The sequence below is a fragment of the Alicycliphilus denitrificans genome, assembly GCF_044792555.1.
GTDB classification, from domain to species: Bacteria; Pseudomonadota; Gammaproteobacteria; order Burkholderiales; family Burkholderiaceae_C; genus Alicycliphilus; species Alicycliphilus denitrificans_A.
Genome location: NZ_CP126238.1, coordinates 1,035,625 through 1,060,529, shown reverse-complemented (window position 1 = coordinate 1,060,529; position 24,905 = coordinate 1,035,625). Strand labels below are relative to the sequence as shown.

At 69.4% G+C, this 24,905-nt stretch carries 22 protein-coding genes; 15 read left to right on the top strand and 7 right to left on the bottom strand.

Annotated elements, in window-relative coordinates:
* Positions 1-33: 33 nt before the first annotated feature.
* Genes radC through P7644_RS04950 form a run of 3 tightly spaced genes read left to right on the top strand, consistent with a single transcriptional unit; the run spans position 34 to position 2,581 of the window.
* The gene (gene radC, locus P7644_RS04960) at positions 34-747 is read left to right on the top strand and encodes a DNA repair protein RadC (protein WP_404301960.1); all 714 of its coding nucleotides are present in this window, start codon (positions 34-36) and stop codon (positions 745-747) included.
* Positions 744-1,922, top strand: coding sequence for an esterase-like activity of phytase family protein (locus P7644_RS04955; protein ID WP_404301957.1), 1,179 nt, complete (start codon positions 744-746; stop codon positions 1,920-1,922). Before radC ends, P7644_RS04955 begins: the two co-directional genes overlap by 4 nt.
* Positions 1,919-2,581, top strand: coding sequence for a Smr/MutS family protein (locus P7644_RS04950; protein WP_404301956.1), 663 nt, complete (start codon positions 1,919-1,921; stop codon positions 2,579-2,581). Before P7644_RS04955 ends, P7644_RS04950 begins: the two co-directional genes overlap by 4 nt.
* Before the next feature lie 157 nt (positions 2,582-2,738).
* Here the strand turns inward: P7644_RS04950 and P7644_RS04945 are convergent, their stop codons facing one another.
* Genes P7644_RS04945 through P7644_RS04935 form a run of 3 tightly spaced genes read right to left on the bottom strand, consistent with a single transcriptional unit; the run spans position 2,739 to position 5,008 of the window.
* Positions 2,739-3,131 (bottom strand): TraR/DksA family transcriptional regulator, encoded by a 393-nt coding sequence (locus P7644_RS04945; RefSeq protein ID WP_404301955.1) that lies wholly within the window; start codon positions 3,129-3,131, stop codon positions 2,739-2,741.
* 43 nt (positions 3,132-3,174) lie between these two features.
* Entirely contained in the window at positions 3,175-4,734 is a 1,560-nt protein-coding gene (locus tag P7644_RS04940) for an AAA family ATPase (RefSeq protein ID WP_404301954.1), read from the bottom strand.
* Positions 4,735-4,786: 52 nt separating this feature from the next.
* Entirely contained in the window at positions 4,787-5,008 is a 222-nt protein-coding gene (locus tag P7644_RS04935; RefSeq protein WP_404301953.1) for a hypothetical protein, read from the bottom strand.
* Between the two features lie 158 nt (positions 5,009-5,166).
* On the opposite strand from P7644_RS04935, the gene P7644_RS04930 reads away from it, so the two are divergent.
* Positions 5,167-5,499 (top strand): hypothetical protein, encoded by a 333-nt coding sequence (locus P7644_RS04930; RefSeq protein ID WP_404301952.1) that lies wholly within the window; start codon positions 5,167-5,169, stop codon positions 5,497-5,499.
* A gap of 24 nt (positions 5,500-5,523) precedes the next feature.
* On the opposite strand, the gene P7644_RS04925 is transcribed toward P7644_RS04930, so the two are convergent.
* From P7644_RS04925 to selD, 3 genes are all read right to left on the bottom strand, one after another.
* Complete coding sequence (locus P7644_RS04925; RefSeq protein ID WP_404301951.1) at positions 5,524-8,088, bottom strand: ABC transporter permease; 2,565 nt, start codon at positions 8,086-8,088, stop codon at positions 5,524-5,526.
* 15 nt (positions 8,089-8,103) lie between these two features.
* A complete protein-coding gene (gene apbC / locus P7644_RS04920) occupies positions 8,104-9,195 on the bottom strand; it encodes an iron-sulfur cluster carrier protein ApbC (RefSeq protein WP_404301949.1) in 1,092 nt (363 codons plus the stop codon).
* A 134-nt stretch (positions 9,196-9,329) separates the two neighbouring features.
* Positions 9,330-10,394: a selenide, water dikinase SelD gene (gene selD / locus P7644_RS04915; RefSeq protein WP_404301948.1), complete on the bottom strand. Its 1,065-nt coding sequence runs from the start codon at positions 10,392-10,394 to the stop codon at positions 9,330-9,332.
* A gap of 54 nt (positions 10,395-10,448) precedes the next feature.
* On the opposite strand from selD, the gene mnmH reads away from it, so the two are divergent.
* The 9 genes from mnmH (at position 10,449) to P7644_RS04870 (ending at position 23,109) form a co-directional block, all read left to right on the top strand.
* Positions 10,449-11,498: a tRNA 2-selenouridine(34) synthase MnmH gene (gene mnmH / locus P7644_RS04910; RefSeq protein WP_404301946.1), complete on the top strand. Its 1,050-nt coding sequence runs from the start codon at positions 10,449-10,451 to the stop codon at positions 11,496-11,498.
* An 851-nt stretch (positions 11,499-12,349) separates the two neighbouring features.
* Positions 12,350-12,925 (top strand): restriction endonuclease, encoded by a 576-nt coding sequence (locus P7644_RS04905; protein ID WP_404303122.1) that lies wholly within the window; start codon positions 12,350-12,352, stop codon positions 12,923-12,925.
* A gap of 33 nt (positions 12,926-12,958) precedes the next feature.
* Positions 12,959-14,188 (top strand): patatin-like phospholipase family protein, encoded by a 1,230-nt coding sequence (locus tag P7644_RS04900; protein WP_404301945.1) that lies wholly within the window; start codon positions 12,959-12,961, stop codon positions 14,186-14,188.
* Positions 14,189-14,275: 87 nt separating this feature from the next.
* Positions 14,276-16,522 carry a TonB-dependent receptor plug domain-containing protein gene (locus P7644_RS04895; protein ID WP_404301944.1) on the top strand — a complete coding sequence of 749 codons (2,247 nt, stop codon included), beginning with the start codon at positions 14,276-14,278 and terminating at the stop codon, positions 16,520-16,522.
* Between the two features lie 128 nt (positions 16,523-16,650).
* On the top strand, positions 16,651-17,184 hold the full coding sequence (locus P7644_RS04890) for a YfiR family protein (protein WP_404301943.1): 534 nt from the start codon (positions 16,651-16,653) through the stop codon (positions 17,182-17,184).
* The gene (locus P7644_RS04885; protein WP_404301942.1) at positions 17,181-19,805 is read left to right on the top strand and encodes an ATP-binding protein; all 2,625 of its coding nucleotides are present in this window, start codon (positions 17,181-17,183) and stop codon (positions 19,803-19,805) included. The genes P7644_RS04890 and P7644_RS04885 overlap by 4 nt, the downstream gene beginning before the upstream one ends.
* Positions 19,802-20,719, top strand: coding sequence for a diguanylate cyclase domain-containing protein (locus P7644_RS04880; protein ID WP_404301941.1), 918 nt, complete (start codon positions 19,802-19,804; stop codon positions 20,717-20,719). The genes P7644_RS04885 and P7644_RS04880 overlap by 4 nt, the downstream gene beginning before the upstream one ends.
* Positions 20,720-20,782: 63 nt before the next feature.
* Complete coding sequence (metG, locus tag P7644_RS04875) at positions 20,783-22,852, top strand: methionine--tRNA ligase (protein WP_404301940.1); 2,070 nt, start codon at positions 20,783-20,785, stop codon at positions 22,850-22,852.
* A complete protein-coding gene (locus P7644_RS04870) occupies positions 22,852-23,109 on the top strand; it encodes a hypothetical protein (protein WP_404301939.1) in 258 nt (85 codons plus the stop codon). Before metG ends, P7644_RS04870 begins: the two co-directional genes overlap by 1 nt.
* 114 nt (positions 23,110-23,223) lie before the next feature.
* Here P7644_RS04870 and P7644_RS04865 read toward each other — a convergent pair whose 3' ends face one another.
* Entirely contained in the window at positions 23,224-23,724 is a 501-nt protein-coding gene (locus tag P7644_RS04865; protein WP_404301938.1) for an outer membrane protein assembly factor BamE, read from the bottom strand.
* Between the two features lie 45 nt (positions 23,725-23,769).
* Here P7644_RS04865 and P7644_RS04860 point away from each other — a divergent pair, with 45 nt between their 5' ends.
* The gene (locus P7644_RS04860; protein WP_404301937.1) at positions 23,770-23,988 is read left to right on the top strand and encodes a DUF3460 family protein; all 219 of its coding nucleotides are present in this window, start codon (positions 23,770-23,772) and stop codon (positions 23,986-23,988) included.
* A gap of 62 nt (positions 23,989-24,050) precedes the next feature.
* Positions 24,051-24,899, top strand: coding sequence for a segregation and condensation protein A (locus P7644_RS04855; RefSeq protein WP_404301936.1), 849 nt, complete (start codon positions 24,051-24,053; stop codon positions 24,897-24,899).
* Positions 24,900-24,905: the final 6 nt, after the last annotated feature.

The window sequence follows — 24,905 nt, the reverse complement described above, 5'->3', positions numbered from 1 at the left end:
GTATACCCCCACGGCCCCGCACCGCCTCCCGCCATGCCCCTCAAAGACCTGCCTGCCGACGCCCAGCCGCGCGAGAAGCTGCTCGCACGCGGCCCCGCCGCCCTGTCCGACGCCGAGCTGCTGGCCATCTTGCTGCGCACCGGCCTGGCCGGCAAGGGCGTGCTGCAGCTGGCGCAGGAGCTGCTCGATGACCCCGTGCGCGACAGCACCGGCCGCATCACGGGCGGCGGCTTTGGCGGCATGGCCGGCCTGCTGCACGCGGGCGCGGCCGACCTGGCGCGCATCAAGGGCCTGGGGCCGGCCAAGCGCGCCGAGCTGGTGGCCGTGCTGGAGTTGGCGCGCCGCGCCCTGGCCCAGCAGCTGCGCGAGCGCGAGGTGTTCGGCAGCCCCGGCGCCGTCAAGCAATACCTGCAGCTGCACCTGGCGGCGCGCGCGCACGAGGTGTTTGCCGTGCTGTTCCTGGACAGCCAGAACCGCCTGATCGCGATGGAGGAGCTGTTTCGCGGCACGCTCACGCAGACCAGCGTCTACCCGCGCGAGGTGGTGCTGCGCGCCCTGCACCACCAGGCCGCGGCCATGGTGCTGGCGCACAACCACCCCAGCGGCAGCGTGCAGCCGAGCCGCGCCGACGAGGCCCTGACCCAGACCCTGAAGGCCGCGCTGGCCCTGGTGGACGTGCGCGTGCTGGACCATGTGATCGTGGCGCCGGGCGCCGCCCTGTCGATGGCCGAGCAGGGGCTGGTGTGAGCACAGGCACCCGGTCTGTGCGCTGGGCCTGCATCGCCCTGCTGGCCCTGGCCGGCTGCGCCCTGCCGCTCGCGCCGCCGGCACCCGAGCCGCTGCTGGCGCCGCACCTGCGCCTGATCGGCGTGGCCGAGCTTTCCTCCGGCAGCGAGTACGGCGGCACGACCATAGGCGGGTTCTCAGGCATCGACTACGACGCGCAGCAGGACGCCTACCTACTCATCAGCGACACGCGGCAGACGCATGTCTACACCGCCCGCCTGCGCTATGACGCGCACGGGCTCTCGGCACCGCAGTTCAGCAGCGTGCATGCACTGCGGCACGCCAGCGGCCAGCCCTTTGCGCCCTGGTGGCGCCTGCAGCCCGGCATGGACCGTCCCGATGCCGAGGCCCTGCGCTGGCTGCCCGGCACGGCCGGCTTTCTGTGGACCAGCGAGGGCGACTTCTCGCGCGGCTTCGGCCCGCAGCTGCGCGAGAGCCGCCTGGATGGCACGCATGTGCGCGACATCCCCCTGCCGGCCGGCTTCACGCCCCGGCCAAGGCGCGGCCCACGCCCCAATGGCACGCTGGAGGGCCTGACACTGTCGCCCGACGGCCACAGCGCCTGGCTGGCCATGGAGCTGCCCTGGCGCCAGGACGGCAAGCAGGCCACGCCCACGAGCGGCGGCGCCCCGGTGCGCATCACGCAAATCGACATCGCCAGCGGCCGCCCGCTGCGCCAGATTGCCTACCAACCCGACGCCGTGCCGCGCACGCGCGCCCTGCCCGGCCCGCAGATCAACGGCGTCAGCGAGATCCTGGCCGACGGGCCGCACCACCTGCTGGTGCTCGAGCGCGCCTACAGCGCCGGCGCCGGCTTTGGCGCGCGCCTGTACCGCATCGACACGCGCCAGGGCAGCGACACGCTGGCCCTCAATGCTCTCAGGCCCGCGAACCACCGGCCGTCTCCCAAGACCCTGGTGGCCGACCTGGCGGCGCTGGGCACGGCGGTGGACAACATCGAGGGCATGACCTGGGGCCCACCGCTGCAGGACGGGGCCCGGGGCAGCGGCTGCGTACTGGTCTTCGTGAGCGACGACAACTTCAACCCCGCCCAGGTCACGCAGTTCATCGCCGCCGAATACCTGCCGCTGCGCGGCGGACATGAGCGATGCGCTACAACCGGCGCTGCCCCATGAACACCGTACTCAAGGCCCGCTCCTTCGCCGACTTGAAGCCCTTGCGCCGCGCCCTGCAGGAGGCCGCCGCGCAGCAGGCCGAGCGCGAGCGGCAGCGGCGCGAGGCCGAGCGCCGCGCCCGCGCCGAGCGCCATCTGTTCCAGGACGCGGTGGGCGCCGTGCAGCCGCTCAGGGCCCGGCCCGAGCGCCACTGGCCCGCGCCCGTGCCGCCCGAGCCCCAGCCCGTGCAGCGCACGCTGGACGAGGCGCGCGTGCTGCGCGAATCGCTGAGCGACGAGTTCGACGTGAGCACGCTGCTGGACGTGGACGACCAGCTGAGCTTTCGCCGTCCCGGCATCGGCCAGGACGTGACGCGCAGGCTGCGCGCCGGGCACTGGAGCCTGCAGCGCCAGCTGGACCTGCACGGCCTGCGCACCGACGAGGCCCGCGAGGCCCTGGGCGAATTCATCCGCCTGGCGCACCGCACGGGCCTGCGCTGCGTACGCATCGTGCATGGCAAGGGCCTGGGCTCGCCGGGCAAGACGCCCGTGCTCAAGGGCCGCGTACAGGGCTGGCTGGTGCAGAAGAAGGAGGTGCTGGCCTTCGTGCAGGCGCGGCCTGCCGACGGCGGTGCGGGCGCGCTGGTGGTGCTGCTGGCGCCCAGCCAACGGGGCGCATAGACAAATTGGCCTACAGCGCTTTCCTGCAAAGCGCTTACAGCTATTTAATTAATAGTGAATTGCTCAACCCGCACGGTTGTGCGTCCAGTCCGCCTGGTTCATGCAGCTCTGCTTGAGCCGGGTGCGCAGGTCCTCGGGCCCGCCCTGCACCAAAGTCTCAGCGGTGCCCCTGCGCCTCGGCCTTGGACTGGCAGGCGATGCAGCGCGCGGCCGCGGGCTGGGCCAGCAGGCGGGGCACGCCCACGCTCTGGCCGCAGTCCGTGCATTCGCCGTAGCTGCCCGCGGCGATGCGCTCGAGCGCCGCGCGCACGGCCACCAGCTCGGCATGGTCGCGCGCGGCCTCGGCGTCGCGCACCATGCCGGCGGCCATGCTATTGGCCTGGTCGCGCGAGCTGCCGGCCGGCTCGGCGTCGCCCCGGCCGGCGGCCTCGGCCACGCCCAGCGTGTCGCGCTGGATGGCATCGAGTTCTTGCAACAGCTGCTCCTTGCGCTGCTCCAACTGGGCGCGCAGCTGCTGGCGTTGGGAGTCGGTCAGGGTGGTGGTGTTCATGCGGCCAGCATGCCACTGGCGGCGCTGGCTGTGTTGATGCTTATCAAGCCCCCTGTGCCACCGTGGTTGCCAGCCAGCGCTGGTAGAGCCCGGGCGCATCCCAGGCCTGGTCGGTGGCCAGGTCCAGCGTATGCGCCAGCTCCTCGGGCGCCAGTGGCTCGGCATGCTGCTGCTGGCGCGCGAGCACGGCCAGGTCGGCCTCGGAGGGGTCGGCGCCCGTCGCCTGGCGCCGCTGCACGCGCTCGCGCAGGCTGTCCGGCGCGGCATGGCAGTGCAGGATGGTGAACGGCAGGCCCAGCGCGCGTGCCAGCGCATGGAAGGCGTCACGCTCGCCGCGGCGCAGGAAGGCCGCGTCCACGATCACCGGGTAGCCGGCCAGCAGCAAGGCGCGCGCCTGCTGCGCAAGGTGGGCAAAGGTGCGCCGCGAGGCCTCGGCGGTGTAGATGTCCAGGCCCTGCGCGGCGGAATCGGCCAGCGGCGCCAGGCCATGCAGGCGCTTGCGCTCCACGTCCGAGCGCAGGCGCACCGCCCCCTGCAGCAGCAGCTGCGCGGCGACGGTGGACTTGCCCGCGCCCGACAGGCCATAGGTGATGAGCAGGCGCGCACCCATGGGTATGGCAAGCCGCTCGGCGCAGGCCAGGTAGTCCGGCCCGGGCGCGGGCGCCACGCCTTGCGCGGCACGCAGCCGCGCAGCCATGGCGCGCACCAGGGCGCGGTAGACCTCGTAGGGCCGCAGCACGGCCAGGCCGGCGTAGTCGCCGGATGCGGCCAGGTAGCCGTCGAGAAAGCGCCAGGCCAGGTCGCTGCGGCCATGGGCGTGCAGGTCCATGGTGAAGAAGCCGGCGTCGGCCAGCGTGTCGATCCAGCGCAGCGCGGGGCTGAACTCCAGGCAGTCGAAGGCCGTGACCACGCCATCGAGGCGCACCACATTGCCCAGGTGCAGGTCGCCATGGCATTCGCGCACCTGGCCCGCGGCGCGGCGTGCGGCCCAGTGGCCGGCCAGAGCCGGCTGGCGCGCGTCGAACCAGGCGCGCAGCAGGGCCAGGCGGGCGGCCTCGGGGCCCTCAAGCAGCGCGGCCAGCTGATCGAGCACCGCGCCAATCGCCCGGCCCACCTGCGCGGCACCGCCCCAGTCGCTGCCCGCTGGCGCCACGGGCGCATCGGCATGAAAGCGCGCCATGCGTTCGGCGAAGGCGTCCACTTCCTCGGCCATGAACGTGCCGGCGCGCACCAGCCCATCCAGCTCGCTGCCGGCGGGAAAGCGGCGCATGCGCAGCACCCAGTCGATGGCGGCGTCCGCCTGGTCTGCCATGCCAATGCGCGGCTGCTGCACGCTGCCCAGCACGGGCAGCATGTCCAGGTACAGCGAGGGCGCCAGGCGCTGGTTCAGGCGCAGCTCCTCGGCGCAGAAATACTGGCGCGCGGCCAGCGTGGAGAAGTCGGCGAACGGCAGGCGCAGCGGTTTTTTGAGCTTGTAGGCATGGGTGGGCGTGAGCAGCAGGTGCGACAAATGCGTCTGCAGGTGCTGCACCGGCCCGCCCTCGGCCGCACCCAAGGCCTGGCACAGGGCCTTGGCCAGTTCGGCGCCGTCGTCTTGATTCATAGGAAAATATGGCTCCAGCGCACTACCCATAAGCGATAGCAGCTATCAATTTTCATTGATCCCGGCGGCACAGCGACTCGGCCCAGGCCGGGTTGGACTGCCCCTGGCCGGCGTACTGCTGGTTGCGCGAGTTGGAGCGCCACACGCCGCCGCCAAAGCCGGCGATGGGCTCGGTGCGGTACCAGAACCAGCGCCCGTCCTCGTCCTGCGCCAGCCAGTCCCAGCCCGCGGGGGCCTGCGCCCAGTCGGGCGCCCAGTCTGCGGCTTCATTCACTTGGCCTGACTCCTCTCATTGCTGCGCCACCCGGTGCAGGGTGGCCGTTGACGAAAACTTTACACACCGCGCCGGCCCATCGCGCCCAACTCCACTGAACCACCGAGGAGCACTTGCGTTCTAACAGCCACCATGGTTCACGACCGAAGGGTTCCATCATGACCAAGAGCTTCAAGGCTGCGGCGGCACGGCTGATGTTTTCGCTGCTGGCGCTGTCCACCCTGGGCGGGTGCGCGGTCTACGGGCCGGCTCCCGGCCCCTACACCTACTACGGCACCGACGTCGATGGCCAGACCGTCTATGCGGCGCCGCCCGTCGTCTATCCCGCCGCGCCGGTGTATGCCGCGCCGTATTACTACGGCCCGACATACGTGGGGCCGCCGATAGGCCTGAGCCTTGGCTTCGGCTATTGGCGCGGCGGTGGTGGCCGGAGCGGCTGGCATGGTGGAGGGCGTGGAGGGGGCTTCCATGGCCGGGGCGGTCGCCGCTGATCGGCTCACATTTCCCGTCCCGCGCTACTCTGCCGCGCGGCGCAGGGTGTCCACCACGGGGCGCTGCAGCACCTCGCGCAGCCCCCACCAGCCGGCGGCCAGCGCCAGCAGCGCGCCCACCAGGCTGCCCGCCAGCGGCACCCAAGGCCTGACCGTCCAGCTGAAGTCGAACACATAGCGCGCCAGGGCCCAGCCCACGGCCACGGCCACGCAGCTGGCCAACAGGCCCGCCAGCAGGCCCACGCCGGCCAGCTCGGCGCGCTGCACCTGGCGCAGCAGGCTGGCGCGCGCGCCCACGGCGCGCATGATGGCGAACTCGCGCGCGCGCTCCTCGCGCGTGGCGGTGACGGCGGCAAACAGCACCACCAGGCCCGCGGCCAGCGTGAAGGCGAAGAGGAATTCCACGGCGCGTATCACCTGGGCCAGCACGCCCTGCACCTGGGCCAGGGTGGCGCTCATGTCCACGTTGGTGACGTTGGGGAAGGCGTGCACCAGGGCGTTGTCGAAGTCCGGCCCACCCGGGCGGGCTTCTGGCGCGCGGTAGGCGGCCAGGTAGGTCATGGGCACGTCGGCCATATGCGCCACCGGGTACATCACGAAGAAGTTGGCGCGCATCGAGCTCCAGTCCACATGGCGCAGGCTGGTGATGCGCACCTCGCTGGGCACGCCGCCAATGTCAAAGCGCAGGCGGTCGCCGAGCTTGAGGCCCAGGGTCTTGGCGATGCCCTCTTCCACGCTGACGGCGCCCGCCTCCTCGGCCGTCCAGCGGCCAGCGGAGATGCTGTTGTGCGCGGGCGCCTGGGCTGCGTTGGAGAGGTTGAACTCGCGGTCCACCAGGCCCTTGGCGCGGTCGTCGGCGTAATCTTGAAGGCTCACCGCGCGGTCGTTGATGGCCACCAGGCGGCCGCGGAACATGGGGTACCAGTCGTACTGCGCCACGCCGGCCTGCTGCAGCCGCGCGCGAAAGTCATCGGCCTGGTCCGGCATGATGTTGATCACGAAACGGTTGGGCGCATGGGCCGGCGTGGCGTTCTGCCAGCTGGAGATGAGGTCGGTGCGCAGCAGCACCAGCAGCACCAGGGCCAGCAGGCCCACGGCCAGGCTGGCCACCTGCACCACGGCATAGGCCGGACGCGCCGCGATCTGGCGCGTGGCCAGCACCATCCAGCGCGGCGCGGTGCTCTCGCTGACGGCCTTGCGCAGCAGCCACACCGCCACCCAGGCCAGGGCGGCAAACAGCAGCACGGCGGCGGCAAAGCCGCCCACGGCGATGGAGCCCAGCTTCCAGTCGCGGCTGATCACCAGCAGCAGCGCCGCAAAGCCGGCCAGCCCCAGTCCGAGCACGGCCATGGACGTGGGGCGCACGGCACCCAGGTCACGGCGCATGACGCGCAGCGGCGGCACCTGCGCCAGCTGCAGCACGGGCGGCAGGCCGAAGGCGCACATCAGCGTCAGGCCCACGCCCACGCCGAGCAGCACGGGCCAGAGGCTGGCCGCGGGCAGGGCCGACTCCACCAGCCCGGCCAGCAGCAGCACGAACACATGGTGCACGGCAAAGCCCAGCAGCACGCCCACGGCGCTGGCGCACAGGCCCACGAGCAGGAACTCCAGCACATAGGCGCCGGCGATGGTGCGCTGGCTCTGGCCCAGCACGCGCAAGAGCGCGGCGGCGTCCAGGTGGTCGTTGGCAAAGCCGCGCGCGGCCAGGGCCACGGCCACGGCCGACAGCAGCGCGGCCAGCAGCGCCACGAGGTTGAGGAATTTCTGCGCCCGGTCCAGCGTCTGGCGCATCTCGGGGCGGCCGCTGTCCAGCGACTCCACGCGCACGCCGCGCATGCCGGGCTCGGTCACGGCCTCTTCGGCCCAGGCGGTGAAGCGCCCGACGGCATCGGGCGGGCCGGCCACGGCAAAGCGGTAGGTGATGCGGCTGGCGGGCTGCACCAGGCCCGTGGCGGGCAGGTCCAGCGCGTTGATCATCACGCGCGGCGCAAAGCTCATGAAGCCGGCGCCGCGGTCGGGCTCCAGCGTGATGATGCGCGTGATGCGCAGCGCCGTGTCGCCCAGCAGCAGCGGATCGCCGAGCTTGAGGGACAGGGTATTGAGCAGCGGCGCGTCCACCCAGACCTGGCCCGGCGCGGGGATGTCCTGCGTGGGGCTGCCTGCGCGCTCGGCATCGTCGCTGACCTGCAGGCGGCCGCGCAGCGGGTAGCCCGGCTCCACGCTCTTGAGCGCCACCAGCCGGCTGGCGCCGCCCTGTGCGTCGCTGGCGCGCCCCATGGTGGGAAAGCCCAGGGTGGTCACGCTGGCCAGGCCCAGCGCGCGCGCGCGCTCCTGCACCGCCGCCGGCGTGGGGTTGTCGCTGGCCACGACGGCGTCGCCGCCGAGCAGCTGCAGCGCGTCGCGCGCCAGCCCCCCGTGCAGCCGGTCGGCAAAAAAGCCCACCGAGGTGAGCGCGGCCACGGCCAGCGTGACGGCGACCATGAGCAGCCGCAGCTCGCCCGCGCGCAGGTCGCGCCACAGCGTGCGCCAGCCCAGGTGCAGGAAAGAGGGATTGCCGGCACCGCCGGCAGCGCGTGCAGAAGTGGACATGGCCGGCATCAGGGCCTAGGTTCGCTTGCTGATGGAGATGGTCGGGAACTTGGCCGAGAAGTCCTTGGCCTGCTGGGCGACCTTCACGGCCACGTCACGCGCCATCTGCTTGTAGATCTGCGCCACCTCGCCGTCCGGGTCGGCCACCACGGTGGGGCGGCCAGAGTCGGCCTGCAGGCGGATGTCGATGTGCAGCGGCAGCGCTCCAAGATAGTCCATGCCGTATTCCTGGGCCATCTTCTTGCCGCCGTCGGCGCCGAAGATGTGCTCCACATGGCCGCAGTTGCTGCACACATGCACGGCCATGTTCTCCACGATGCCGAGGATGGGCACACCCACCTTCTCGAACATCTTGATGCCCTTCCTGGCGTCCAGCAGCGCGATGTCCTGGGGCGTGGTGACGATCACCGCGCCGGTCATGGGCACGCGCTGGGAGAGGGTCAGCTGGATGTCGCCCGTGCCCGGCGGCAGGTCCACGAGAAGGTAGTCCAGGTCCTTCCAGTTGGTCTGGCGCAAGAGCTGCTCCAGCGCCTGGGTGGCCATGGGGCCGCGCCAGATCATGGCCTGGTCCTGGTCTACCAGAAAGCCTATGGACATAACCTGCACGCCGTAGTTTTCCAGCGGCTCCATGTTCTTGCCGTCCAGGCTATCGGGGCGGCGCTGGATGCCCAGCATCATGGGCTGGCTGGGGCCGTAGATGTCGGCATCCAGCACGCCCACGCGCGCGCCCTCGGCGGCCAGGGCCAGGGCCAGGTTGGCGGCCGTGGTGCTCTTGCCCACGCCACCCTTGCCCGAGGCCACGGCGATGATGTTCTTCACGCCCGGCAGCAGTTGTACGCCGCGCTGCACGGCATGGGCCGTGACCTTGGTGACGATGTTCACAGAGACGTTGGCCACGCCCGCCACGCCCTTGGCCGCGGCGATGAACTGCTGGCGCAGCGCCGGCACCAGGCTCTTGGCGGGGTAACCCAGCTCCACGTCGAAGGCGACGTCGCCGCCGTTGATCTGCACGTTGCGCACGGCGCGCGTGCTCACGAAATCCTTGCCCGTGTGCGGATCCTGGACGCCGGCGATTGCCGCCAGCAGATCTTGCTCTGTTAGTGCCATGGCTGTGTTGTTTGCGTATGGAAGCTGGTGAGTCTAGCCAACGCCAGGTGCCACTCGCGGGGTTGGGGTATTACAAGAAAAAATAGGGTTCGGCGCTTTATGGACAAACGCCGAAAGCTATAAATAACGAAGCATCATGGGCGTATTTCAAGCCGCACCGGTCCGGCCTGCACGCCGCCAATGACCGCGGCCTGCGCAAAACCTTCGCGTGCAAACACCTCCAGCACCGCCTGCACGCTGTCCGGCGCGCAGGCCACGAGCAGGCCGCCCGAGGTCTGCGGATCGGTCGCCAGCGCCTGGGCGGTGGTGGGCAGGCCATCGGCCAGCAGCACATCGGCCCCGTAGCCGGCCCAGTTGCGGCCGCTGGCGCCGGTCACGAAGCCGGCGGCGGCCAGCTCGGCCACGCCGGGCAGCAGCGGCACGCGCGCCCAGTCGATCTGCACCGCGAGGCCGGCGCCGCGCGCCATCTCCAGCGCGTGGCCGGCCAGGCCGAAGCCCGTCACATCGGTGATGGCGTGCACGCCGGACAGCTCGGCCAGCAGCGGGCCGGGCGTGTTCAGGCGCGTGGTGCTGGCGAGCATCTCGCGGTAATGCCCATCGGCCAGTTGCTCTTTCTTCAGCGCCGCCGAATACACGCCCACGCCCAGCGGTTTGCCCAGCACCAGCACATCGCCCGGCCGCGCGTCGGCGTTGCGGCGCACGCGGTCCGGATGCACCAGGCCCATGGCCACCAGGCCGTAGATGGGCTCGACCGAGTCGATGGTGTGGCCGCCCGCGATCGGTATGCCGGCCGCGCGGCATACGTCCTGCCCGCCGCGGATGATGGCGCCGATCACCTCCAGCGGCAGCTGGTTCACCGGCATGGCCACCAGCGCCAGCGCCATGATGGGCCGCCCGCCCATGGCGTACACGTCGGAGAGCGCATTGGTGGCGGCGATGCGGCCGAACTCGTACGGATCGTCCACGATGGGCATGAAGAAGTCGGTGGTCGCCACCAGCGCTTGGCTCTCGTTCAGGCGATACACGGCGGCGTCGTCCGCCGTCTCTATGCCCACCAGCAGCTCCGGCGGAATGACCGCCCCCGCGCCGCTCTGCTGCAGGATCTGCGACAGCACGCCCGGCGCGATCTTGCAGCCGCAGCCGCCGCCATGGGATAGAGAGGTGAGACGGGGCGAGGCGGGGACGGGGCTGACGTTCATGGCGGTGGCGGACAATCGGGGAAAAATCGTCGCATCATCCCAGATTCACCGCCCGTGTCCCACCACCGCCCCATACGCCCGGCAGACCGCCACGCCTTCGACGCCCTCATCGACGCGCGCTCGCCCGCCGAGTTCGCCGAGGACCATATCCCCGGCGCCATCAACTGCCCGGCGCTCGACGACGAGGAGCGCGCCATCGTCGGCACCCTTTACGTGCAGCAGGGCGCGTTCGAGGCGCGGCGTGTGGGCGGCGCTTTTGTTGCCGCGAACCTGGCGCGCCACCTGCGCGAGCAGTTCGCCGACAAGCCCCAGGGCTGGCGCCCGCTGGTGTACTGCTGGCGCGGCGGCATGAGGAGCGGCTCCATGGTGCAGTGGCTGCGCCTGGTGGGCTGGGACGCGCAGCAGCTCGCGGGCGGCTACAAGGCCTTTCGCCGCCATGTGATCGAGCAGATCGCGGCGCTGGTGCCGCGGCTCGAGCTGCGCGTGCTGGTCGGCGCCACGGGCAGCGCCAAGACGCGTGTGCTACAGGCCTTGGAAAGCCAAGGCGCGCAGGTGCTGGACCTGGAGCATTGCGCGCGTCACAAGGGCTCGCTGCTCGGCGCCCTGCCCGGCGTGCCCCAGCCCTCGCAAAAAAATTTCGAGACGCAGATCGCCACCGCGCTCGAAGGCATGGACCTGTCGCGCCCCGTGTACGTGGAGGGCGAGAGCGCACGCATAGGCCGCCTGTCCCTCCCCGTGCCGCTGGTGCAGCGCCTGCGCGCCGCGGCCTGCATCGAGATAGCGGCCACGCCCGAAGAGCGCCTGGCCTACCTGCTGCGCGACTACGCCTATCTGGGTGACGACCCCGAGGCCCTGGCGCAGCGCCTGGGGGCGCTCGTCGAACTGCATGGCAAGGAGACGGTGCAGCGCTGGCAGGTCTGGGCGCGCGCGCGCGATCTGGGCCCCCTGTTCGATGAGCTGATGCGGCTGCACTACGACCCGCACTACGGGCGCTCGCAGGCGCGCAACTTTGCACATTGGGATGCGCGCCAGTGTGTGAGCGCGCCGGATCTGTCGGCCGATGGCATCGTGGGGGTGGCGGGGGCGGTTTTGGCGCTGGGGTGATTTTTGGCTTTTTCGCTTGATGGGTAAACGCTGGTAGCTATTCTTTTTAAGGGTGGCTGGCCGGGATATGCGCCCGGCGGCGCAGTCTCGCCAAGAGAAAGTCACCAAAGAGAAGGCGACCCTACTGTCCGTGACCCCTTCGCTGCGCTACGGGGCAACCTGCGATGCTCGTTCGCGGGGCGTGCCGCGGAACTCGCTGCGCGCTTCGCGCTTCGCTCAAACAACCGCGGCAAGTCAGACCACGAAGGCGTGTGTCCTGCGGCACACGCCCGCCCCGCGCCCTGCGCTTCTCGGCACGGCCAGAAGGGCACCCGCGAGACGGGCCATCGCTGCGCTCGGCCTCGCACGGCGCAGGCGCTACGCGCCGCGCCAGACCAGGCCGAGCGCAGCGATGGCCCGTGCCGGGCTGTTCACCCCCTGGGGCTGCGCCTGTGGCGGGGCGCTTGCGGGGTGGCATGCGCGTCGCAGCGCGCATGCTTCGTGATCTGACTTGCCGCGGTTGTCTGAACGCAGCGCCGAAGGCGCGTAGTGAGTTCCGCGGCACACCCCGCAAGCGCCCCGACACAGGTTTGCGGGTTATTGGGGTCAGAGCCCCATTTCACTGCGGTGCACAGCACCGCACCCTACGGGCGAGCCGAAGGCTCGGTGAAATGGGGCTCTGACCCCAAAAACCCGTCGCAGACTTGGGGGCGTGTTCTTTGCCTCCTTTCTTGCACGAGCAAGAAAGGAGGTCGCCCGCCGGGGCGAGTCCCGGCCAGCCCCCCTCAAAACGAATAACCCCGCCCCAGAAACCTCAGTTAGTCTCGCCCCATACCAACCCCCTCACAAGGAAGCCCCCCGTGAAACTGAAGATGGCCCCGAACTCGGGTTTCGCAATCCTGCTGCGCTCGCCCTGGTGGGTCAGCTTTGCCATCGCCACCGTCATCGTGCTGCTCTGCGGCGCGCTGCTACCGGCCCACCTGGCACCGTTTGCCGCCGTGGGCGCCTTGCCCGTGGCGGTCATCGGCTGCATCGCCGCCTGGCGCCAGTGGCGTGCGCCCAGCGCGGCGCGCGTGCAGGCCGTGCTGGAGGCCGCGGGCGCCATGCCCTGGCGCGAATTTGCCGACCTGCTGGAGCGCGCCTGGCGCGCAGAAGGCCATGAGGTGCAGCGCACCGGCGGCACGGCCAGCGACCTGCGCATCACCAAGGGCGAGCAGTCCCTGCTGGTGGCCGCGCGCCGCTACAAGGCCGCCAGCCACGGCGTGGAGCCGCTGCGCGAGCTGCAGGCCGAGGTGCAGCGCCAGGGCGCACGCGCCGGCGTCTACGTGGTGCTGCAGGGCACGGTGAGCGAGCAAGCGCGCAGCTTCGCGCAGGGCAACGGCCTGGCGCTGCTGGAGGGTGGCGCGCTGGCTGCGCTGCTGCTCAAGGCGCCGGCGGCCAAGACATAGGCACGCGACGCAGGCACAAGGGACGCCGCTGCCATGACCGCCACCACGGCCCTGGTGCTCACCGGCGGCGGCGCGCGCGCGGCCTATCAGGTGGGTGTACTGCAGGCCATTGCGGGCCTGCGCGCGGCCTGTGGCCATGGTCATGCTGCGGCGCCGTTTGGCATCTTCAGCGGCACCTCGGCCGGCGCCATCAACGCCGCGGCCCTGGCCAGCGGGGCCGACCACTTCGACCACGCGGTGCGGCGCATGGCGCGCGCATGGGCGCATTTCCATGCCCAGCAGGTCTACCACGCCGACTCGCTGCATTTGATGCGCCGCGGCGCGCACTGGCTCACGCTGCTGTCGCTGGGCTGGGCGCTGGCGCGCTGGCGCCACGTGCACCCGCATTCGCTGCTCAACAACGCACCGCTGGCGCAGCTGCTGCAGCGGCTGGTGCCGGTGCAGCGCGTGCCGCAGCTGATCCGCACGGGCCATCTGCGCGCGCTGGCGGTGACGGCGTCCAGCTACAACTCGGGCCAGCATGTGGCCTTTATCGACGCCGGCGACGCGCAGGCGCCCTGGTCGCGCTCGCTGCGCAAGTCGGCGCGCGGGCCGATCACGCACCAGCACCTGCTGGCCTCGTCCGCCATTCCGCTGGTGTTCCCGGCCGCACCGCTGCCCATCGACGGGCATACCGAATACTTTGGCGACGGCTCCATGCGCCAGACGGCGCCGCTGGCGCCCGCCATCCACCTGGGCGCCGAGCGGCTGCTGGTGGTGGGCACCAGCCGCGCCCATGAGCCACCGGCGCCGTGCCCGGCGGGCACGCGGCAGCCCTACCCGGCCCTGGCCCAGGTCGCGGGCCATGCGCTGTCCAACATCTTCCTGGATGCGCTGTCGGCCGACATAGAGCACCTGCAGCACATCAACCAGCTGCTGGCCCTGCTCACGCCCGAGGAGCGCGCGCGCAGCCCGCTGCGCCCGCTGCAGCTGCTGGTGTTCGTGCCCTCGCAAAGCCTGGACGACATCGCTGCGCGCCACCTGTGCGACCTACCGCGCAGCATGCGCGCGCTGCTGGGCGCCCTGGGGGTGGAGGCCGGCCAGCCCGGCGCAGGCAATGGCGGCAACGGCGCTCTGGTCAGCTACCTGCTGTTCGAGCGCGGCTACACGCGCGAGCTCATGGCCCTGGGGCGCAGCGACGCGCTGGCGCGGCGCGGCGAGCTCTGCGCCTTCTTCGGCTGGTGCGACGCCGGCAATCCGCTGCGCCTGGCCTGCTACGCGTGACGCCTGTGCCGGCCGGACGGCACGGGGCCAAAAATCCCGCTGCTACGATTACAGGTTTATCAAAATGTAGCTAAAAGCATCATGCCCATGCACATGAAGGATTGCCTGGCGGCGGCCCTGGCCCTGGCGGGCATGGCGGCCCAGCCGCTCTGGGCCCGGGGCTCACTGGAGGCCGATGCCCAGCGCTTGATGAGCCTGTCCCTGCAGGATTTGATCGCCACCCCGGTGGTCACGGCCTCGCGCCAGGAGGAAAGGCGCGACCAGACGCCGGCCCAGATCCTGGTCATCACGCGCGAGCAGATCCGCGAGCGGCGCTACCAGAGCCTGGCCGACCTGATGCAGGACCTGCCCGGCATGGACTGGCAAGGCGGCACCAAGTCGTCGCAGTTCAACCAGTTTGCCGTGCAGGGCCATGTGGGGCCGAGCAAGCTCTTGATCCTGATGGACGGGGTGCGCATAGGCCAGCCGGCGGGCGGCAACTTCCCCGTGGCGAGCAATCTGGCGCTGTACATGGCCAAGCAGGTCGAGGTGCTCTACGGCCCCGCGGCCGCGCTCTATGGCGCCGATGCCGTGGCCGGCGTGATCAACATCATCACCGAGGCCGGCAAGGGGCCGCGGGGCTCCTGGGCCGCGCTCGGGGCCGGGCGCTTTGGCGCCGAGAAGGGGGCCTTTCTCACCGGGCTGGACACCGTGCAAGGCCTGCACCTGTCGCTGGGCGGGCATTGGCAGAGCGCCGACCGTGCGCCGCTGGATCGCTACTACCCGCGCGAATTCGCCAAGGTGCCGGCCGTCGGCAACGGCCAGACCCTCATCCCCGCGGACCTGCGCGAGCCCTATGTGGGCAGTACCGCCAGCCACAGCCTGTATGCGCGCGCCGACTGGGCCGAGCAGTTCACCGTGGGATTCCTGCGCCACAGCTTCACCAGCCTGACCAGCACCGGCGATCCGCCGGCCATGGCGCGCTACCAAACCAGCTCCGAGTGGCAGCCCCGCTCCGACACCCTCTATGGCCGCTGGCGCTTCCAGCCGGCGCCGCAGATGCAGGCGCAGCTGCTGGTGGACCATTCGCGCATGCAGGTCGATCCGAGGGCGCGCTACAACAACACCTTCAGCAACTACCGGGACAGTTTTTCCTACGTGCTGGGCAAGCGCAGCGGCATAGAGCAAAGCCTCCAGTGGCGCATCAACGGCCAGCAGCAGCTGCAGGCCGGCCTGGGCTGGCAAAAATACTATGCGGTCGAAACCGCCGGCCTGCCCGCGCCCTATGACACCGGCAAACCCGCGCATGGCCAGGGGCTGCTCTACCCCAACACGACGCTGCCGGTGCAGATCCACGACGCCGCGTTTCGCAATCTCTCGGCCTATGCGCAGCTGCAGTCGCAGTGGAGCGAGGCTTTCAGCACCAGCGCCGGGGTGCGCCTGGACCGCCACAGCCACTACGGCAATGCCGTCAATCCGCGCCTGGGTGCCGTCTACAAGCCGCAGGAGCGGCATGTGTTCAAACTGCTGTACGGCGAGGCCTTCCGCGCCCCCTCGCCCGAGGAAAGCCTGAGCGCCTTTGGCTCCTTCAGCGGGGCCCAGGACGCCCAGGGCAACTACATCGGCACCAATTTCCGCGTACCGAATTTCAACCTGAACCCGGAAAAGGCGCGCACCGTGAGCGCCGCCTGGGACTGGCGCCCCAGGCCCAGCCTGAACCTGGTCACCCATGTCTACCTCAGCCGCATCACCAACCTGGTGGTCACGCAGGGCTCGGACAATGTCAACGCCCTGCCCGGCGCCATCCTGGTCGGGCCCGAGACCAAGGGCAATGCCGGGCGCCAGCAGCAGCAGGGGCTGGACCTGTCGGCGCAGTGGCGCTTTCGCATCAGCGGCGACTGGGCCGGCGACCTGTGGGGCAGTGCCAGCTGGATCCATGGCCGCATCGACGAGGGCACCGGCGTGGACTGGGACATCCCCTACGTGGCCCGCCACAAGCTCAAGCTCGGAGCCACACTGCGCTGGCGCGACCAGTTCAGCATCACGCCCAGGATCTACTGGACCGGCGACGTGACCAACGGGCGCAAGCAGGCCCCGGCCGATCCGCTGCTGCCCCAGGGCGCATGCCAAGGAGCAATGACGGCCCCCGCGCGCTGCAGCACGCCCGGCTATACGCTGGTGGACCTGCACCTGGGCTGGCACAGGCTGCTGGGCGGCCGCGCCACGCTGTGGCTGGACCTGTACAACCTGCTGGACAGGCGCTACTACGCCGCTGGCGGCGCGGGCAGCCGCACCTTCCTGGACATGCCCCAGCAGCCGCGCACCTGGATGGTGACGCTGGACTACCGGTTCTGAGCGCGGCGGCACAGATGCGCACACCAGGATCCCGCAGGCACCCGACAAGGCAAGCGTGCAGCACGCCATTTCTTTTATTAAAAAAGCCTTTAAACCCTTATTGGTTAAGCGCTATAAGCTATCAAAAAGTGATTATCCAGCTATCCTTGGCGGCCATGGTGCTGGTGCTGCCGGCCGGCGGCGCACGGGCCCAGCCGGCACCCGCGCCGGAATACGCCGTCAAGTCCGCCCTGCTGTTCAAGCTGCCGCGCTTCGTCTATCTGCCGCGCCTGGAGGGCGGCACCCGCATCAGCCTGTGCCTGCTGGGCAAGAACCCCTTTGGCGGTGCGCTGGCAAAGCTGGCGCAAACGCCCATCGACGGGCGCAGCGTGCAACTGCGCCAGCCCGAGGATGCAGCCCAGGCACTGGACTGCGACTTCGTCTTCATCGCGCGCAGCGAAGCGGATCAACTCAAGTCCATACTGGGCAGGCTCGGTGAGGCGCCCGTGGTCACCATCTCCGACATCGACGGCTTCGCCCGCGCCGGCGGCATGGTGGAGATGGCCCTGCATCCCGATGGCGGCGACTCCCTGAACATCCTCATCAACCGCAGGGCCGCGCAGGCGCACCGCATCCACTTCAACGCGCAATTGCTGCGCCTGGCCAGGATCGTCGAGCCATGAGCCGCATCATCGAGCGCCTGCGCCCGCACAGCATCCGGGGCAAGCTGGCCTGGTGGTTCACCGCGGCCATCGTGCTGGCGGTGAGCCTGGTCTTCGTGCTGATGCTGGTGCAGCAGCAGCGCCTGATCCGCAGCGAATGGAGCGACGGCCTGCGTGCCCAGGCGCGCCTGATCGCCACCAACAGCCAGGCAGCACTGGACTTCCGGGATCGCCAGGAGGCGGCGCGGCTGCTGCAGGCCGTGCAGTCCACCCCTTCGGTGCTGCGCGCGCGCCTGCTGGTGGCCGGCAAGACCCAGCCCTTTGCCGAGTTTGCGCGCACGGATGATGCGCCGGCCTCCCTCCCGGCACCCCTGCGCGATGGCCAGGACGCGCATTTCGGCAGCGACCTGGTCGTCGTCTGGGCCCCGATCCCGGGCAGCGATGGCCAGGCCCACATCGAACTGGTGGCCACGCTGCAAGAGATGCGCCATGTGCTGTGGCGCACGGCGCTGGAGACGGGCGCCGGACTCTCGGCCCTGCTGCTGGCGTTCCTGTGGCTCTCCAGCCGCGCCGCCCGGCGCCTGGCCGTGCCGCTGCAAAGCCTCAACCAGCTCATGGCACGCGTGGCCGACAACCCCGGCCTGAGCGAGCGTGTCGCCACCCGCGGTGCGGACGAGCTGGCCCAGCTCGGGCGCAGCCTGAACCAGATGATCGACAAGCTGCAGACGCGTGACCAGGAGCTGGCGCAGTACCGCCAGAACCTGGAGCAGCTGGTGGAGCAGCGCACCCATGCCCTGCTCGCGGCCACCGAGCAGGCGCAGCAGGCCAGCCGCGCCAAGTCGGACTTCCTGGCGCGCATGAGCCACGAGATCCGCACCCCGATGAACGCCATCGTCGGCCTGGGCCAGCTGCTGTTGAGAACCGAGCTCACGGCGCACCAGCGCGACTATCAGGAGCAGGTGATCGCCGCCTCGGACATGCTGCTGGCCCTGATCAACGACATCCTGGACTATTCGCGCATCGAGGCCGGCAAGCTGCAGATCGAGGCCATCACCTTCGACCTGGAGCAGGTGCTGCGCGGCGTGTCCAGCCAACTCGGGCTGCACGCCCGGCAAAAGGGGCTGGAGCTGCTGTTTCGCACCAATGCCGACGTGCCCCGGCGGCTGCGCGGCGATCCCCTGCGCCTGTCCCAGATCCTGGTCAACCTGTGCAACAACGCCGTCAAATTCACCGCATTTGGCAAGATCGTGGTGCACACCCGGGTGCAGCAGCGCCACGGCGAGCATGTGCAGCTGGAATTCTCCGTGCGCGACACCGGCATGGGCATTCCCGAGGAACGCCTGGCGCAGCTGTTCACTCCCTTCACGCAGGTGGACGGCTCAATCACGCGCCGCTTTGGCGGCTCGGGCCTGGGCCTGGCCATTTGCCGCCAGCTCGTGGAGCTGATGGGCGGCTCGATTGCCGCGCAAAGCCGCGTGGGCGCGGGCAGCCGCTTTTACTTCACCCTGCCACTGGCGCTGGCCGAACCCGAACCCGAGCCCACCCGCACGGACAGGCAGAATGGCGCGGCCGCGCGCGGCCATTCCCGCCTGCGGCAAGGCCCGCGCCCGGACTTCAGCGGCATTGCCCACGCGCGCGTGCTGCTGGTGGACGACGTGGAGCTCAACCGCACCGTGGCCCTGGCCTTCCTGGCCGACACCGGGGTGCAGGTGGATGTCGCCGTGCATGGCCGCGAGGCGCTGGACAAGGTGCTCGGCGCACCCTACGACCTGGTGCTCATGGACATACAGATGCCGGAGATGGACGGCCTGACGGCCACGCGCGAAATTCGCAAGCAGCCGCACCTGCACGGCCTGCCCATCATTGCCATGACCGCCCACGCCATGGTGGGCGACCGCGAGCGCAGCCTGCAGGCGGGCATGCAGGACCACCTGACCAAGCCCCTCGCCCCCGATGCGCTGTACGCGGCACTGCTGCGCTGGATTGCGCCGCGCCAGGCGGGCCGCATGGCAGCGACTGCAGCGCCCACGCCCACTCTCGGCATTCCAGCGCTTGCCGGCATGGACACGGAGCGCGGCCTGGCGCAGGCCCTGGGACGGCCCGAGCTGTACCAGCGCCTCCTGGCCAACTTCGTGCAGGAATTTGCCGGCAGCATCCAGGCCATGGCCGACGCCCAGGCCGCGCGCGACTGGCCTCTGGCGCGGCGCCTGGCGCACTCGCTCAAGTCCGCCAGCGCCACCATTGGCGCCACCGCCCTGGCGCAGCAGGCCAAGGGCCTGGAGGACAGTTTCATGCAGCGCCACGCTGCCACCGACGAGCAGCTGGCCAGCAGCCGCGCCGAACTGGCACGCGTGTGCGCCCTGCTCACCCCATGGATCACGGCAACGCCCGCCACAGCACCCCACGGCAGCACCAGCGTCGATGATCTAGCTCCCTTGTTCCAGCACCTGCAAACCCGGCTGGAGAACGACGACGCCGCTGCCCTGCGCGTGCTGCAGGAGCTGCAAGCACACACCAGCGTCCATCCGGCCCTGCATGCCGCACTGCCAAGGCTGCGCGAGCTGGTCGAGGACATCGAATACGAAAGCGCCTTGGAGCAACTCGCCTCCTTGCGCGCCCAACTGGAGCAAGCGCCTGCATGATCGATACGGAACGCCAATTCACCCTGCTCATTGTTGACGACGAAAAGCAAAACCGTCTGCTGCTAACCGAGCTGTTCCAGGACGAATACAAAATCATCCAGGCCAAAAGCGGCATGCAGGCGCTCGAGCGCGCACAAACCCATACGCCCGACCTGATCCTGCTGGATGTGCTCATGCCCGAGCTGGACGGCATGACCGTGCTGCGCGAACTCAAGCGCAACGACGCCACGCGCCAGATCCCGGTGATCTTCATCACCGCGCTCAATTCGCCGTCAGAGGAAGAATGGGGGCTGCTCCTGGGGGCCGCGGACTACATCACCAAGCCATTCCACCCCTCGATCGTCCGCGTGCGCGTGCACAACCATTTGCAAATCGCGCACCAGCGCCGCCTGCTGGAACAGATCGCCGCGCTCGATGGCCTGACCGGCATCCCCAACCGCCGCCGCTTCGACGAGGCCCTGGCGCAGGAATGGAGCCGCTGCCAGCGTTCGGGGCAGCCGCTGTCGCTCATCATTGCCGACGTGGATCATTTCAAGCGCTACAACGACACCCAGGGCCATGCTGCAGGCGACCGCGTGCTGCAGGAGGTTGCCGCGGTGTTGCGCCACAGCGCACGCCGCCCGGGGGACCTGGTGGCCCGTTACGGCGGCGAAGAATTCGTGCTGCTGCTGCCCGAGACCAGCCCCCAGCAAGCCCGGCAACTGGCCGAGGATGTACGCCAGCGGGTGGTGGCGCGCCACATCGCGCACCCCACCTCCCCTTCCGCGCCCTGCATCACCCTGAGCCTGGGCGGCATCACCACCATCCCCGGCGGCAACGAGCTCACCCCCGATTTCTTTGAAGGTGCCGACGACGCCCTCTACCAGGCCAAGGCCCAAGGCCGCAACCGCTGGTGCTGGGCACCAGCAACCTAAAATCGCGGGTTTCGTCCACGCCGAAGCAGGACACCCTGCTTCGGCCAGCCCGAGTCACAGCCCATGTCCCCACGCAAGCTCTTCGTCACCACCGCCCTGCCATATGCCAATGGCAACTTTCACATCGGCCACATCATGGAATACATCCAGGCCGACACCTGGGTGCGGGCGCAGCGCATGCAGGGGCATGCGGTCAACTTCGTGGGCGCGGACGACGCCCATGGCGCGCCCATCATGATCGCGGCCGAAAAGGCCGGCAAGACGCCCCAGCAGTTCGTGGCCGACATCGCCGCCGGGCGCAAGCAGTACCTGGACGGCTTTCACATCGCCTTTGACAACTGGCACAGCACCGACGCCCCCGAGAACCACCAGCTCGCCCAGCAGATCTACCTGGACCTGAAGGCCGCCGGCCTGATCGAGACGCGCAGCATCGAGCAGTTCTTCGACCCCGAGAAGAACATGTTCCTGCCCGACCGCTTCATCAAGGGCGAATGCCCGCGCTGCCACGCCAAGGACCAGTACGGCGACAACTGCGAGAGCTGCGGCGCGGTGTATGCGCCCACCGAACTCATCAACCCCTATTCCGCGCTGTCCGGCGCCAGGCCCGAGCTGAAGACCTCGGAGCATTTCTTCTTCAAGCTCTCCGACCCGCGCTGCGTGGAGTTCCTGCAGGAGTGGACGCAGGACGGCTTTCATGTGCAGCCCGAGGTCGCCGCCAAGATCAAGGAGTGGTTCGGCACGCGCACCAACCCCGACGGCAGCACCAGCGAAGGGCTGGACGACTGGGACATCTCGCGCGACGCGCCCTACTTCGGCATCGCCATCCCGGACGCGCCGGGCAAATACTTCTACGTCTGGCTGGATGCCCCCATCGGCTACCTGGCCTCGCTGAAAAACCTTTTGGACAGGCGCGGCGAGGATTACGAGGCCTACATGGCCGACCCGGCTCTGGAGCAGTACCACTTCATCGGCAAGGACATCATCACCTTCCACACGCTGTTCTGGCCGGCCATGCTCAAGTTCAGCGGCCGCAAGACGCCCACGAAGATCTGCGTGCACGGCTTCATGACCGTGAACAACGGCGAGAAGATGAGCAAGAGCCGCGGCACGGGCCTGGACCCGCTCAAGTACCTGGCGCTCGGCATGAACCCCGAATGGCTGCGCTACTACCTGGGCGCCAAGCTCAACGGCAAGAACGAGGACATCGACTTCAACGCGGGCGACTTCATGCTGCGCGTGAACGCCGACCTGATCGGCAAGTACGTGAACATTGCGTCACGCGCGGCCGGTTTCATCTTCAAGCGCTTTGACGGCAAGCTGGGCCAGGTGAGCGAGGACGGCCAGGCCCTGCTGGCGGCACTGCGCACGCACAAGGACACCATCGTCGCCGCCTATGAGGCGCGTGACACGGCCCGCGTGGCACGCGAGGTGATGCAGCTGTGCGACCGCGTGAACGAATACGTGGACGCCAACAAGCCCTGGGAGCTGGCCAAGAAGGAAGGCCTGCAGGCGCGCCTGCACGACGTGTGCACAACCTGCATCGAGGCCTTCCGCATCCTAACCATTTACCTCAAGCCCATGCTGCCCCAGCTGGCAGCCGATGTCGCCAGCTTCCTCATCGTGCCGCCCGAGCAGTTTGAGGGCGTGGACCGCCCGCTGGGCACCGGCCACCAGATCGGCCAGTACCAGCACCTGATGCAGCGCGTGGAGGAAAAGCAGCTCGATGCGCTGTTCGAACTGCCCGCCCCCCCGGTGGAGGAGAAAGCCCTGCCCGGCGGCGAGGAGATCGCGCCCACCATAGCCATCGACGATTTCGCCAAGGTGGATCTGCGCATCGCAAAGATCGTGGAGTGCAAGGCCGTGGAGGGCTCCACCAAGCTGCTGCAGCTGACGCTGGACCTGGGCGAGGGCAAGACGCGCAATGTGTTCTCAGGCATCGCCAGCATGTATCGCCCCGAGCAGCTCGAAGGCAAGCTCACCGTGATGGTGGCCAACCTCGCGCCGCGCAAGATGAAGTTCGGTGTGTCGGAGGGCATGGTGCTGGCCGCCAGCCACGCCGACGAAAAGGCGCAGCCCGGCATCTACGTGCTCGAACCCTTCCCCGGTGCGCAGCCGGGCATGCGCATCCACTGATGCCGGCCATGCGCCACAAGTCCCCGCGCCCGCTGGCCCTGGGGGCTTTTTTGTGCCTGGCGCCGCTGCTGCCGGGCTGCACCGTGGTGGCCGTGGCGACCACGGCCGTCAGCGTCACGGCATCGGCCGTGGGCCTGGCCGCCGACGCGGTCGTGGGCACGGCAAAAATCGTCGGCAAGGGGGTGGGCAAGGCGGCAGATGCGCTGGCCGACGACCCGGCGCCAGCGCCTGCCGGCATCCAGACCACGACACCGTAAGCCCCGGTGTGCGCGTCCAGCGCTTGCAAGCGCGCCGGAACCCGCTGGGGCCGGCAAAGCCCAGGGCCGATCTCGGCCATGGAGCGGGCGCTCAAGCGCAGGATTGCGCACTGATCACGGCCCGTCGTGCAGCTTTTCCACGCTGCCCGAGCGCTTCACGCGCCCGTCGGCGCCAAAGGTCACGGTGAAGATCATGGCGCGGCTGGGCGGATCGATCCAGTTCCAGTCCCAGTCCGTCTCCTGCTTGAGCTCGTAAGTCATCCGCTTGGCAGGCTTGCCAAGCATGCGCCGCACGGCCTCCTGTTCCATGCCGGGCCGCACCTGCTCGAAGTAATGCGGCGCCAGCACCTGGCGCAGCGCCGTCATCTTGCCGCCCGGGCCTATGGTGATCATGTAGTTCTGGTGGCCAGCGGGCTGGCGGTTGTACTCCAGCGTGTGGCCGCCGTCCTGCTCGGGCCAGACCCTCTCGGGCTCGCCAAAGCGCGTGCGCACGTCGGCCTCCGTGGAGACATCTTCTTCCAGCTCGCGGATGCGCTGCTCGTCGCAGCCCGCCAGTGACAGCAGGCTCAAGGCGCCAGCGGCCAGAACACTGGTGATACGGGTCAAAGGGCTCATGGGTAGGTGTCGCTAAAATTGCCGATTCTGAGAGGTTTACCGTCCATGCATATTTTCCGCCGCCCCGACTACCAGTCCGAAGTTACGCAGTTCATCAACCAGCTCAAGGATCAGAAGCCCGGGCTGGAGGCCCAGCAACAGGCCGGGCGCGCCCTGCTGTGGGACAAAGAGGTCGATCGTGACCTCTGGACAGAGTACAGGGCCGGGCGCGTGGCGCAGAAGCCCTATGTCTATTTTCAGAATTTCCGCACGACGGATTCTTGATAAAAATGACTTGCAACGCTTGCGCATCAAGCGCAAGTAGCTATTAATAATATAGCCAATCAATGCATCGCGCCACCTCCGAGCAACCGGCAGCGCCGGCGCCCGGTGCCGACCTTCCCGAGGTGGTGGATCAGGTGGCCCTGGCCCGCCTGTACGGCGAACCGCTGTTCGCCTTGCCCCAGGACCTGTACATACCGCCCGACGCGCTGGAGGTCTTCCTGGAGGCCTTCGAGGGCCCGCTGGATCTGCTGCTGTACCTGATACGCAAGCAGAACTTCAACATCCTGGACATCCCCATGCTGGATGTCACGCGCCAGTACCTCGGCTATGTGGACGAGGTGCGCAGCCGCAACCTGGAACTGGCGGCCGAGTACCTGCTGATGGCGGCCATGCTCATCGAGATCAAGTCGCGCATGTTGCTGCCGCCGCGCAGGCAGGAGGGCAGCGCCGAGCCCGAGGACCCGCGCGCCGAGCTGGTGCGCCGCCTGCTGGAATACGAGCGGATCAAGCTGGCCGCGATGCGCCTGAACCAGGTGCCGCAGTACGGGCGCGACTTCATCCGCGCACAGGTGTACATCGAGCAAAGCCTGCAGCCGCGCTTTCCCGAGATGCACCTGGCCGAACTGCAGCAGGCTTGGGCGGACATCATGCGCCGTGCCAGGCTGGTGCAGCACCACCGCATCACGCGCGAGGAGCTCTCGGTGCGCGAATACATGAGCCAGGTGCTCAAGGCGCTGCAGGGCCGGCGCTTCGTCCCCTTCGAAGACCTGTTCCAGCCGGAGAAGGGCGGCACCGTGCTGGTGGTGACCTTCATCGCCCTGCTGGAGCTGGCCAAGGAGACACTGATCGAGATCACCCAGGCCGAGGCCTTCGCGCCCATCTACGTGCGCCTGGCCTATACGCCGGCCTAGTTCATG